A 12,974-nucleotide genomic window follows, 5' to 3' on the forward strand; every position below is an offset into this window, starting at 1 on the left:
TGTCGGGTCCCCTCACGCCTCGAAGGGATTCTGGACCAGGATAGTATCCTCGCGTTCGGGACTGGTGGAAAGCAGCGCAATTGGGCAACCCACCAGTTCCTCGATGCGCCGGACGTATTTGATGGCCTGGGCCGGCAGATCGGCCCAGGAGCGCGCGTTCGCCGTCGGCTGCTTCCAGCCTTCGATGGTCTCGTAGATCGGCTCGACCCGGGCCTGGGCACCTTCGCCTGCCGGGAAATGATCGATCTCCTTGCCGTCCAGCCTGTAGCCGGTGCAGACCTCGATGGTGTCGAAACCGTCGAGAATGTCCAGCTTGGTCAGCGCAAGACCGTTAATGCCACAGGTCCGCACCGCCTGGCGGACCAGGACGGCGTCGAACCAGCCGCAACGACGCGGCCGGCCGGTATTCGTTCCGAACTCACGGCCGCGCTCGCCGATCTTGCGGCCGGTCTCGTTATCCTGCTCGGTGGGAAAAGGTCCCTGGCCGACGCGAGTCGTATAGGCCTTGCACAGGCCGAGCACGTAGCCGATCGCGCCCGGGCCCAGGCCGGCACCGGTCGCGGCTTGCGCCGCAACCGTGTTGGACGAGGTCACATAAGGATAGGTGCCGTGATCGACGTCGAGCAGCGCGCCCTGGGCGCCCTCGAACAGCAGGCGCTTGCCCTCGCGGCGCTTGATGTCGAGCAGCCGCCAAACCGTCTCCGCATACGGCAACAGCTTTGGCGCCACCGCCGTCAATTCGCGCAGGATCTCGGCGCCGTCGATCAGCTCCAGCCCGAGCCCCCGGCGCAGCGCGTTGTGATGAGCGAGCAGGCGATCGATCTTGTGCGGCAGCGTATCGAGATCGGCGAGATCCATCAGCCGGATCGCGCGGCGGCCGACCTTGTCCTCATAGGCCGGACCGATGCCGCGGCGGGTCGTGCCGATGGCAGTCCCGGTGTTGGACGATTCCCTCAGCGCATCGAGCTCACGATGCAGCGGCAGGATCAGCGTGACGTTCTCGGCAACGCGCAGATTGTCCGGGCTGATGATCAGGCCCTGCGCCTGCAGCTTGCCGACCTCGTCGAGGAACGCCTGCGGATCGAACACCACGCCATTGCCGATCACCGACAGCTTGCCGGAGCGCAGCACGCCGGACGGGAGCAGCGCCAGCTTATAGGTCGCGCCGTTGATGACGAGCGTATGACCGGCGTTGTGACCGCCCTGGAAGCGCACGACGATGTCGGCCTGCTCCGAGAGCCAATCGACGATCTTGCCCTTCCCCTCGTCGCCCCATTGGGCGCCGACGACGACCACGTTAGCCATTCGCAGCTCTTTCCTCTGCCAAGATCCAAAACAGCACGATCGGCTCGGTCGATATCGCTTCCGATGAGGGGCCAGCCTGGCCAACCATGCGCCCAGCCCAAATCGCGGCCGGGACCGCTCGCTTGCGAGGCGACCCACCGGATAAAGGAAGCCGCCGGGCTAGGCAAGCAAGAACGGGCCCTCGGGGCACACAACGGCGCCACCAAGCCTTTGATAAGCCCCAAAATTTCATGCCGCCCCGGCTGCGGATCGGACGACCCGGCCGGCGCTTCTGACGGCGCTGGCTCCCGGGTGCGCGCATTGAGCACCGGAACGGCGGCGAATCTACGGTGGCGGCCATGATCTCGGCGGTCCCGCGCACCATGGACACTGGCTCAGGTCTGGATGCGGCCGTCGACAACCTCAATGATGCGATCGCAACGCCGCGCCAGATCGAGGTTGTGGGTCACGAGCAGGAAGCTGGTGCCGACCGTCCGATTGACGTCCCGCATCAGCTCGAACACCGCCTCCGCGGATTTGCTGTCGAGATTCCCGGTCGGCTCGTCCGCCAGCACCAGATCGGGATTCATCGCCAGCGCGCGCGCGACCGCGACGCGCTGCTGCTGGCCGCCCGACATGTTGCTCGCAAGATGGTTGGCAAATTTCGCCAGGCCGACCTGGTCGAGCAGCTTGCCCGCCTGCGCCTCGATCTCCGCGCTCGGAAAGCCGCGGTCAACCAGGAGCGGCATCATCACGTTCTCCTTGGCCGTGAAGGCGGAGATCAACAGATGAGACTGGAAGATGAATCCGATGGTGTGCCCGCGCAGGTGCGTGAGCTCGGTATCGCCGAGCGATGCGATATCCTGGCCCTTGATCGTGAGCCGGCCGGAGGTCGGCCGGTCGAGCAGACCGACGATGTTGAGCAAGGTGCTCTTGCCCGATCCGGACGGACCGATCAGCGCGACGAACTCGCCGCGATCGACCTCGAGATCGATGTCGTGCAGCACCTCGGTCTCGGTCGGGAGACCGACATTGTAGGCCTTGCAGACCTTCTCCAGCCGCAGGATCACCTCAGCCACGGATCGCCACCACCGGATCGAGCTTGGCCGCGCGCAACGCCGGCGCGGTCGCCGCGAGCAATCCCGTGACCGTCGCGAGCAGGGCCGTGATGACGAACAGGCGGCGCTCGAGAATGAGCGGGAACAACTCCGATCCATCCGCCTGGCGCTGCACCGCATGCCAGTAGATCAGCGCGCCGGCGCCGAGCGCGGCGCCGAACAGCGAGCCGATGAAGCCGAGCAGCCCGCCTTGCAGCAGGAACACGCGCAGGATCTGGCCGCGCGAGGTGCCCATCGCCCGGAGAATGCCGATCTCCTTCGAGCGCTGGATGACGGAGACGATGAGCACGGCAGCGATGCCGAAGGCGACCGACATTGCGACGAATACGCGGATCAGCGTGTTCGAAGTCTCCTGCGCGCGCACGGCCACGAAGAACTGCGCATTGGTCTTGATCCAGCTGTCGGCCTTGACGAGGTTGGCGGCCTGGATGCGCTGCGCGATGTCTTCCGCTGCGTAGATGTCCTGCACGGTGATGTCGATGGTGGTGACGCCGCCGATCATGCCGAGCAGCGACTGCGCGGTGCGCAGCGCGACGTAGGCGGCGCGCTGGTTGACGCCCTTGTTGCCGAGGTCGACCAGGCCGGTCACGGTCAGCACGCGATTGGCGCCGGAAGCGGCCTGGACGTTGAGCTTGTCGCCGACGACGGCACCGAGATCCTTGGCCAGCTCGATGCCGATGATGATGTCCTCGCTGCTCAGCCGCGGCTCGCCGGCAACGATATAGTCCGGCACGCGCACGATGGCGAAATAGCTCTCCGGCTCAATGCCGGACAGTGTCACGGCGCGGCTGGCGTCGCCGCGAATGGCGAGCGCCGAGCCCGAGATGGTCGGCGACACCGCGGTGATCTCCGGCATCGCCAGCATCTGGGCGCGGATCTTCGGCCATTGGTCGATCGAGATCACGCGCTGGCTCGGCCGCTGCACGGTGGCGTCCTCGATCACGCGATTGCCGTTGCGCAGCGGCCGCGCGACCTGGTCCGGCGTCAGCAACTGGATTTGCGGCTGCGACGTCAGCACGCGCTTGATGAAGTTGGCTTCCAGCCCTGCGAGCATCGCCGACATGAACACGATCACGGCGACGCCGATCGCGATGCCGCCGATGATGAACAGGGTCTGCAGCCGGCCCTCGCGCAGGAAGCGCACCGCCGCGACCCATTCGAACGGCAGCCAGCGGTTCACGGCAGCACCGGACGGAAGCGCTGGCCAGTGACGAGGCCGGAGCTGGCGGGCACCGCGATGTCGCCGGCACTCAGGCCATCGACGATCTCGACATGGCTGTTGCCACGGATGCCGGCGCGCACCGGGCGCTTGACCGCGCGGCCGTCCTTCTCGCCGAGCACCCAGGGCTGCCCGGAGGTGAGATCATGAACCGAGCGGACGGGCAGCTCCAGCGTATCCTTGCGGGACGCGACCTCGATGTCGACCGACACCGTCATGTCCTGGCGCAGATAGTCCGGCGGGTCCTTGACGATCAGTTTGACCTGCACCGAGGCGCGCGAGAGATCAACGCCGGGATTGATGTAGCTGAGCACGGCGGGAAAACGCTTGTCCGGATAGGCATCGGCCGAGGCCAGCGCCGTCTGCCCCAGCGCCAGCTTGCCGAGATTGCGCTCATCGATCTGCAGCACGAGCTGGACATCGCCGGCGGGCGCGAGAACGAGCAGCGCCTTGCCGGGCTGCGCCACGGTGCCCTTCTCGACATTGCGCGTGATCAGCACGCCGTCGCGCGGCGCCGAGATCGTCGCATAGCCGAGCCGCGACTGCGCCGTGTCGAGCGTGGCGCGCGCCTGATTCAGCTGCGTCTCCGCCATGACGTAGTCGCTGCCGCCGGGGCTCGCGGTGAAGACCTGGAATTCGGCCGCGCGCTCCTGCGCCAGCGCGATGTCGAGCGTCTTCTGCGCCTCGTCGAGCGAGGCCCGCGTGGCATAGCCGTTGGCCGTCAGCAGCGATGTCCGGTCGTAGGTCTGCTGCGCGTTGAGCAGCGTCGCCTGGGCCTGGCGCAGCGCCTCCTTAGCCGACGGGAGGGTCAATTCGGCGAGCTGGCGCATCCGCGCTTCGGCCTGCGCCACCTGGCCCTGCGCCTGGACCACCGCGGCCTTGAGCTCGCGCGACTCCAGCGAGATCAGCGGCTGGCCCCTGGTCACGCGCTGGCCTTCGAGCACAAGGACCTCATCGACCGTGCCGGTGATCTGGCTGCCGATCTCGACGCGAAACGGCGTCTCGACATGGCCGCTGGCGACCACCGTCTCGACGAGATCACCGCTCCGCACCTGATCGACCACGACCGCCGGGCCGAGCATGACACGCACGCTCTGCCAGCCGCCGAGGCCGAGCAGCAGGATCACCGCGAGAATGAACCAGCGATGCGCGACAAGCGCGGACCAGACCTTCGAAGAGGATTTGCTGCTCTGGCGCGGGAGGGCTGCGGCTTGATCGACCATGTCCGTCATTACAGATGGCGCCCGGCGCACCGGGCGGGATGTCGTCCTCGTGAATCCTCAGCCGTCCGCCCCACGGCGTGTTCTCGAGCAGCCTAGGTCATGCGCGCATCAGGATGTTGCGCTAGGTCAACCGCGGCGCGATCGTTCATGCAAATCAGGCGAGATCGCCATGAAGCTTTGTCCACGAACATGAACGGGCGCCCGTGAGCACTGAAACGACCTCCAGCCTGCACCAGTTCTGGCGCCTTTCTCCAGTACAAGCCGCCCAACGGCTCAGCTGCGGCCTCGATGGCTTGAACGAGGCCGACGCGACGCAGCGGTTGCTGAGCTACGGCCGCAACGCCGACACGCCATCCCACGTGGTCGGTCCGCTGCGCGCCGTCATGCGGCGCCTGCTCGAGCCCCTGTCACTCATCCTGCTCGTCGCGGGCATCATCTCGATGGTGACCGGAGACGTGATCGGCGGTGCGATCATCGTGCTGATCCTGACGCTGTCGATCGGGCTCGATACGGTGCAAGAAGGACACGCTGTCAGGGCTGCCGAGGAACTGCGGCGGTCGGTGGCGCTGAAGGCCGAGGTCAAACGCGACGGCGCCTATCGGGAGGTCGAGGTCGACGCCGTTGTGCCCGGCGACCTCCTGCGCGTCCGCGCCGGCGACATCGTGCCGGCCGATGCGCTGATCATCGATAGCAAGGCCTTCACGGCCGGCGAGGCCGCGCTCACCGGCGAGCCCTATCCGGTGACGAAGCAGGCTGGCCCTGCCGCCGACGAGAACGACAGCTCGAACGCGCTGTTCCGCGGCTCGGTCGCACAGACCGGCGAAGCCGTCGCGCTGGTCGTCAATACCGGGCCGAACACGATGTTCGGCGCAGCCGCCTCGGCGCTGGCCGAAGCGCAGGGGCGCACGCCGTTCGAGCGCGACCTGCATGAATTCGGTCTCGTCATCGCGCGGCTCACGCTGGCGCTCGTGCTCATCGTGCTCGCCTTTCGCGTGGTGTTCGGCCGTGACGTGCTCGATTCGCTGTTGTTCTCGGTCGCGCTCGCCGTCGGGCTGACGCCCGAGCTGCTGCCGATGATCACGACGGTGACGCTTTCCCGCGGCGCGCTGCGCATGGCCAAGCGCAAGGTGATCGTGAAGCGGCTCGCGGCCATTCACGATCTTGGCGCGATGTCGGTGCTGTGCACCGACAAGACGGGCACGCTGACCTCGGCGGAGATCACGCTCGCCCGCAGCATCGCGCCTGATGGCAGCGACCATCCGCGTCCCGCCGAGCTTGGGGCCATCGCCGCCGCGCTCGGCGGCGATCGCGGCTCGCTGGATACGGCGCTGGTCGCGGGCGCCAACCATGCGGCGGCGGGATGGACCTTGGGTGGCCAGCAGACCTTCGACTTCTCGCGACGGCTCGGCTCGGTACTGGCGGTGCGCGGCGCGGATCAAGTGCTGATCGTAAAGGGTGCGCCGGACGCCGTGATCGAGCTCTGCAGCCAGCAACGACTGGGCGGCGCTATCACCGCCCTCGCCGACGACGGCCGCGCCGAGATGCGCGAGCGCGTTCACTCGCTTGCCCGCGAGGGACTGCGCACCGTCGCGATCGCTTCAAAACCCTGGAGCGGCGCGCCGCGCGAGGTCGAGACCGAGGACGAGCAGGAGTTGATCTTCGAGGGTCTGTGCGCCTTCGCCGATCCGCCGAAGCCCACGGCGGCGGCCGCGATCGCTCAGCTCGCCCGAGCAGGCATCGCACTGAAGATCCTCTCGGGCGACGATCCCGTGGTCGTCAGACGCCTGGCAGGTCTGGTGGGGCTGAAGGCAGACCGCGTGCTGTCCGGCAACGACATCGCCGAGCTTAGCGACGATGCGCTCGCGGTGCAGGTGCGAACCGCCGACGCGTTCGGCAGGCTCGCGCCGGATCAGAAATCGCGGATCGTGAAGGCGCTGCAGGCGTCGGGCGAGGTCGTCGGCTTTCTTGGGGACGGCATCAACGATGCGCCGGCGCTGAAGGTGGCCGATATCGGTCTCTCGGTCGACGGCGCCACTGGCGTGGCGCAATCCGCGGCGGACATGATCCTGTTGGCCAGTGATCTCGAGGTCGTCGCGGACGGCGTCGAGGAAGGACGGCGGACCTTTGCGAACATCCTCAAATATGTGCGCATGGGCGCGAGCTCGAATTTCGGCAACATGCTGTCGATGGCGGTGGCCTCGATCATGCTGCCGTTCCTGCCGATGCTACCGACGCAGATCCTGCTGAACAATCTGCTCTATGATCTCTCCGAGCTCGGCATTCCCTTCGACCGCGTCAGTCCGCAAGCGACGGCATGGCCGCAGCGCTGGGACATGAAGCGCCTGTTGCGTTTCGCCGCGATCATGGGCCCGCTGTCATCGCTGTTCGACTTTCTGACGTTCGGCGCGCTGCTCTTTCTGTTCCACGCCAGCCCGGACGAGTTCCGTACCGCCTGGTTCCTCGAATCCATGGCGACGCAGATCCTCGTCATCTTCATCATCCGGACCAACGGACGGCCCTGGAGCAACCGGGCCGATCCGATGTTGACGGCGTCATCGCTGATCGCGCTTTGTGTTGCGATCGTCGTGCCGTTCACGCCGGCGGGCGCATGGTTCGGCTTCGTCGCGCCGCCGGTCACGATGTTGGCCGCGATCGCGGTCCTCGTTGTCACCTATCTGGTCTGCGCGGAAGCTCTCAAATCCATCGCCGTGCAATCCAGCACCGGGCGACCCCCGCGGCGGCACCAACGCGGGTCATGACCGCTGCCGCTGCATAGTCGCGATGCATCTGCCCTCTTGATAGGCAGCCGCAATTAGTGTCTCTCCGAATGGCCGGGGAGGACCAGCGGCCGGGATGACCGGGCCGGATACCGCGGCGCAAGAACCGGGACCAACACCGTCGCATGTCTGCCGCCGATCCCACGGTGTCCCCAGCGCCCGCGCGCGCCTGGGTCGCCAACCAACCCTACGTGCTGCTCAGCATCACCGCGCTGTGCTGGGCCGGCAACGCGATCGTCGGCCGCCTTGCCGCCGGACACATTCCCCCGGTGACGCTGTCGTTCCTGCGCTGGTCGCTGGCGTTCCTGATCATTCTGCCGCTAGCCTGGAAGCAGCTTCGCCAGGACTGGCCGGCGATCCGCTCCAAGCTCGGCATCATGGTCGCGCTGTCGGTCACCGGCATCGGCGCCTTCAACACGCTGCAATACTGGTCGCTGGAATACACCCAGGCGCTCAACACGCTGCTGCTACAATCCGGCGGCCCGCTGATCGTCGCGCTCTGGTCGATGCTGCTGCTGCGCGTGCATCTGACGTTCGCGCAGGCGGTCGGCATCGTGCTGTCGATGATCGGCGTGTTGCTGATCCTCACCCGCGGTCACCCGGCAGCGATCGCCGACATCAGCTTCAACAAGGGCGACCTGATTTTCCTGCTGGCTATGGCGGTGTTCGGCTTCTACTCGGTGCTGACGATCAAGCGGCCGCAGATCCACGGCCTATCGATGGTCGCATTCACCTTCGGCTGTGGTGCCGCAAGCCTGATCCCGCTGTTGATCTGGGAGCTCAACACGCGCCCGGTGATGGCGTTCGACACCCAGAACCTGCTGTCGCTGCTCTACGTCGCGATCTTCCCCTCGACCATCGCCTATCTCTGCTTCAATCGCGGCGTGCTGCTGATCGGCGCCAACCGCGCCGCGCCGTTCTTTCATGTGGTGCCGGTGTTCGGCTCGATCATGGCGTTCGTCTTCCTCGGCGAGCAGCCGCAACTCTTCCACGTGATCGGCTTCGCCCTGGTGCTGGCCGGCGTCTACGCCGCCTCGCGCAAGCAGGCGACGTGAGGGGGATGCCGCGAAACAGCGGCGCTGCATGGCTCCAATTCGTCGCTATTCATTGTACCGCGAGGCGATTTGTCTCACCATGGATGGCCTGACGCCCGAGCCTCCCGTGCCCACCGTATCACATTCCACCACGCCGCTGGCCTGGCTCAACAACCAGCCTTATCTGCTGCTGACGCTGGCCTCGCTGTTCTGGGCCGGCAACATCGTGCTGGCGCGCTATGTCGCCGGCCACGTGCCGCCGCTGACCTTGTCCTGCATCCGCTGGATCGGAACCTTTCTGATGCTATGGCCGTTCGCGCGGGCACATCTCGTGCGCGACTGGCGCACTTTGCTCGCGAGCTGGCCGCTGCTGCTCGTCCTGGCGCTGACCGGCTTCGCCATCAACAACGCGCTGTCCTATTGGGCGATGCAGTATACCCAGGCCCTCAACGGCCTGCTGATCCAATCGTCGGCTCCGCTCTTCGTGGCGTTGTGGTCGCTCGTGCTGTTCGGCGTACGGCTGACGGCGGCGCAGTTCGCCGGCATCGCGATGTCCCTGACCGGCGTGCTGGTGATCCTGCTGCGCGGCGACCTCGGCGCGTTGGCCGCGATCCAGTTCAACCGCGGCGACCTGATGTTCGCCGGCGCGCTGCTGGTGTTCGGCATCTACTCCGCTGTCATGACACGGCGGCCAGCCGTGCATCAGCTGTCGCTGATCTCGTCCTGCACCGCCCTGGGCGCCCTGCTGCTGCTGCCGCTGGCGGCCTGGGAATACACGTCCGGCTTTGTGCTGCAGCTCGATCTCTTGTCGATCCTGACGCTCGGCTACGTCGTGGTGTTCGCCTCGACGCTGGCTTATCTGTCCTTCAACCGCGGCATCAGCCTGATCGGACCGAACCGGGCCGCTCCCTTCCTGCACCTGGTGCCGTTGTTCGGCTCGGTGCTGGCGATCCTCCTGCTCGGCGAGGAGCTCAAGCCGTTCCACCTCGCGGGCTACGCGCTTGTGATCGCCGGCGTGATCATCGCGTCGCGCGTCCCGCTCCGGCAGCCGCATCCGACGCCGAAGCCGTGAGCCTGCGGCAAGACGCCCTTTCTGAGCAGTTCGCCATCATCCGACTGTCATCGAAGTGTCAGCGTCGCGTCAGACGCCCTGTCCACAACGCGCGTGGTTCAAGCTCAGGAGGCTTCCCATGCACCGATATCTGCTTACCACCGTCGCGGTCCTCGCGCTCGGCGCCGGCGCGGCGCTCGCGCAAGGCGAGGGCGAATTCCCGGCGACGCTGGCGGGTCACGCCGTGTTGCCCGCCGAATCCTTCATCGACGCCCCGGCGGATGCGCCGGATGATCTCAAGACGTCCGGCAAGTACACAACCGGCAAGCGTGTCGATACGATCGGCAGCGTGATGGGCAAGTCCTTCGAGCGCCCGACCGGCGTCTCGCTGCCGTTCAAGGGACAGCCGCTGCAAGGTCACTCCGGCATCAAGAAGATGGCCGACGGCACCTTCTGGGTCCTCACCGACAACGGCATGGGCGCGCGTTCCAATTCCCCCGACTCCATGCTTTATCTGAACCATTACAAGATCGACTGGACCAGCGGCAAGGTCGAGCGCCTCGAGACCATCTTCCTGCATGATCCCGACAAGAAGGTGCCGTTCCGCATCGTGCACGAGGACACCGCCAAGCGCTATCTGACCGGATCGGATTTCGACACCGAAGGTTTCCAATTGATCGGTGACAACATCTGGATCGGCGACGAGTTCGGACCCTACATCATCAAGGCCGACAAGACCGGCAAGGTGCTCGCGGTGTTCGAGACGGTGGCCGACGGCAAGCCGGTGCGCTCGCCCGACCATTGGGCCGTGCAGTCGCCGGGCGCGCCCGGAGCGACCTACACGAACGTCAACCTGCGCCGCTCGAAGGGCTTCGAGGGCTTCGCCTCGTCCTCCGACGGCAAGTTCATCTACGGCCTGCTCGAAGGGCCGCTGTGGGACGCCGACAAGAAGGATTGGGAGCGGGTCGACGGCAAGGAAGCCTCGCGCATCCTCGAATTCGACGTCACCGCCGAGAAGTTCACCGGCCGCTACTGGCAGTATGTGTTCGAGCAGAACGGCAACGCCATCGGCGACTTCAACATGATCGATCCGGCCCGGGGCCTGATCATCGAGCGCGACAATGGCGAAGGCACCAGCGACAAGGCCTGTCCGCAGGGCACCCGAGGCGACAATTGTTTTCCGGATGTCGCCAAGTTCAAGCGCGTCTACAAGATCGAGCTGTCCGAGGCCAATGTCGGCAAGCCGGTCCGCAAGATCGCCTATATCGATCTGATGAAGATCAGGGATCCGGACAAGAAGGCGCGCAAGCCGCTCAATGACGGCGTGCTCACCTTCCCGTTCTTCACGATCGAGAACGTCGACCGCGTCGACGATACCCACATCATCGTAGGCAACGACAACAACCTGCCGTTCTCGTCGAGCCGCGATCCCAACAAGGCCGACGACAACGAGTTCGTGCTGCTCGAAGTGGGTGACTTCCTCAAAGCCAAGTAACGGAAGGCAAGTACAGAAGGCAAGTAACCCGCCGCCCTCCGGACCAACGGCGCTGGCGCTGCGACGCCAGCGCCGGTTTTGATCAGGCCGCGCGCACCTTGGCCATGAAGCCGTCGACCGCCTGCTGCAGCAGGCCGGACTGGCTGTCGAGCTCGCGGGCGCTGGCCAGCACCTCGGAGGCCGCCATGCCGGTGGCCTCCGCGGCCTTGGTGACGCCGCCGATATGGGCGCTGATCTCGTTCGAGCCCGCTGCGACGGACTGAATGTTGCGGGCGATCTCGCGCGTCGCGTCGCCCTGCTGCGCGATCGAGGTCGAGATCGAATTGGTGATCTCGCTCATCTGCGCGATGGTCTGTGTGATACCGGTGATGGCGGCGACCGCATCCTGCGTCGAGGTCTGCATCGCGGCGACCTGGGCCGAGATCTCCTCGGTGGCCTTGGCGGTCTGGTTGGCGAGCGCCTTGACCTCAGAGGCGACGACGGCAAAGCCCTTGCCGGATTCTCCCGCGCGGGCCGCCTCGATGGTCGCGTTCAGCGCCAGCAGATTGGTCTGCGCCGCGATCGAGTGGATCAGCTTGACGACCTCGCCGATCTTCTCGGCGCCGGACGATAGCACCTGCACGGTGGCATTGGTACGCTCGGCATCGCCGACCGCCTTGCTGGCGACCTCGCTGGAGCGGGCGACCTGGCGGGAAATCTCGCTGACCGAGCTCGACAGCTGCTCGGCTGCGGAGGCCACGGTGCCGACATTGTCGTTCGCGCTCTGCGTGGCCGCGCTGACGGTGGAGGCGCGCGAGCTCGCATCGCTCGCCGTCGAGGTCATCGATTCCGCGGTGTGCTGCATGCCCTCCGCGGCCGAAGCCACCGAGCGGACGATGCCGTTGACGCTGCGCTCGAAGTCGGCCGCGAGGTTCTGCATGGCGGCGCGCCGCTCCGCCTCGGCGCGCTGCTTGTTCGCGGCCTCCGCCTGCTCAAGCTCGCGCACCCGCAGCGCATTGTCCTTGAAGATCTGAACCGTGGCGGCCATGCCGCCGATCTCGTCACCGCGGCCGACCCCGGGGATCTCGCCCTCGAGCTGGCCGTCGGCAATGTCGCGCATTCGGCTGCTCAGTTGTACGAGTGGGCGACTGATGCTGCGGCCGATCAGCCAGGCGATGCCGCCTGCGACCACGGCGATGCCGAAAATCGAGATTCCCAGCAGCCATTTCAATGGCCTCAGCTTGGTATCGATGTCGTCGATATAGCTGCCGGTGCCGAGATACATGTTGAAGCCGGGAACAGCGACCGCATAGCTGATCTTGCGGCTGAGCACGTCCTGTCCGGGCCGCACGAATTCATAGGTCAGAAGGATCTCGCCCTTCGCCTTGACGCCGTCCATCAGCTCCTGGGACAGCTTGCGGCCGTTGGTCAGCACATCCATTCGATTGGACCCGATCTGTTTGGGATCAGGCGCGAGGACCGTGATGCCTTCGTAGTTGGTGCCGAACAGATAGCCAGTGCCGCCATCGTAGGTCATCGAATTGCCGCGGCGGCTCAATTCTGCAAGTGCCGCCTCCTTGCTCATCTTGCCAGCCTCTACCTCCTTCCAGAGACCTGCGGCCATGTTGCGCGCCGCTTCGACGATCGCCTTGGCCTGATCGACGCGCGCATTCAGCATCTCGCGCTCCATCAGATTGCTCGCTAGCGTACCGGCCGCGCCGAGTCCGAGCAGCGCAACACCCACAACGATGGCAAGCTTGGGGGCGATCTTCAGGTTATTCAACAGCACGCGAG

Annotated in this window: 9 protein-coding genes; 4 read left to right on the forward strand and 5 right to left on the reverse strand. The window is 66.1% G+C overall.

The annotated features are described in order from the left end of the window. Window positions 1-12: 12 nt before the first annotated feature. The 4 genes from BRADO_RS27610 to BRADO_RS27625 form a co-directional block, all read right to left on the reverse strand. Complete coding sequence (locus tag BRADO_RS27610) at window positions 13-1,305, reverse strand: adenylosuccinate synthase (RefSeq protein WP_012029492.1); 1,293 nt, start codon at window positions 1,303-1,305, stop codon at window positions 13-15. Window positions 1,306-1,679: 374 nt separating this feature from the next. After that, window positions 1,680-2,363 carry an ABC transporter ATP-binding protein gene (locus BRADO_RS27615; RefSeq protein WP_041757023.1) on the reverse strand — a complete coding sequence of 228 codons (684 nt, stop codon included), beginning with the start codon at window positions 2,361-2,363 and terminating at the stop codon, window positions 1,680-1,682. After that, window positions 2,356-3,582 (reverse strand): FtsX-like permease family protein, encoded by a 1,227-nt coding sequence (locus BRADO_RS27620; RefSeq protein ID WP_012029494.1) that lies wholly within the window; start codon window positions 3,580-3,582, stop codon window positions 2,356-2,358. The genes BRADO_RS27615 and BRADO_RS27620 overlap by 8 nt, the downstream gene beginning before the upstream one ends. Then, complete coding sequence (locus tag BRADO_RS27625) at window positions 3,579-4,844, reverse strand: efflux RND transporter periplasmic adaptor subunit (RefSeq protein WP_244422901.1); 1,266 nt, start codon at window positions 4,842-4,844, stop codon at window positions 3,579-3,581. The genes BRADO_RS27620 and BRADO_RS27625 overlap by 4 nt, the downstream gene beginning before the upstream one ends. Window positions 4,845-5,047: 203 nt before the next feature. Here BRADO_RS27625 and mgtA point away from each other — a divergent pair, with 203 nt between their 5' ends. The 4 genes from mgtA to BRADO_RS27645 all read left to right on the forward strand — a co-directional run bounded on the left by mgtA (window position 5,048) and on the right by BRADO_RS27645 (window position 11,201). Next, on the forward strand, window positions 5,048-7,603 hold the full coding sequence (gene mgtA / locus BRADO_RS27630; RefSeq protein WP_012029496.1) for a magnesium-translocating P-type ATPase: 2,556 nt from the start codon (window positions 5,048-5,050) through the stop codon (window positions 7,601-7,603). Window positions 7,604-7,746: 143 nt separating this feature from the next. Beyond that, on the forward strand, window positions 7,747-8,676 hold the full coding sequence (locus BRADO_RS27635; protein ID WP_012029497.1) for a DMT family transporter: 930 nt from the start codon (window positions 7,747-7,749) through the stop codon (window positions 8,674-8,676). 106 nt (window positions 8,677-8,782) lie between these two features. After that, the gene (locus BRADO_RS27640) at window positions 8,783-9,727 is read left to right on the forward strand and encodes a DMT family transporter (RefSeq protein ID WP_012029498.1); all 945 of its coding nucleotides are present in this window, start codon (window positions 8,783-8,785) and stop codon (window positions 9,725-9,727) included. A 118-nt stretch (window positions 9,728-9,845) separates the two neighbouring features. Continuing rightward, window positions 9,846-11,201 (forward strand): esterase-like activity of phytase family protein, encoded by a 1,356-nt coding sequence (locus tag BRADO_RS27645; protein ID WP_012029499.1) that lies wholly within the window; start codon window positions 9,846-9,848, stop codon window positions 11,199-11,201. 82 nt (window positions 11,202-11,283) lie between these two features. On the opposite strand, the gene BRADO_RS27650 is transcribed toward BRADO_RS27645, so the two are convergent. Next, a complete protein-coding gene (locus BRADO_RS27650; protein WP_012029500.1) occupies window positions 11,284-12,969 on the reverse strand; it encodes a methyl-accepting chemotaxis protein in 1,686 nt (561 codons plus the stop codon). Window positions 12,970-12,974: the final 5 nt, after the last annotated feature.

This window comes from Bradyrhizobium sp. ORS 278 (assembly GCF_000026145.1).
In the GTDB taxonomy this organism is placed as follows: Bacteria; Pseudomonadota; Alphaproteobacteria; order Rhizobiales; family Xanthobacteraceae; genus Bradyrhizobium.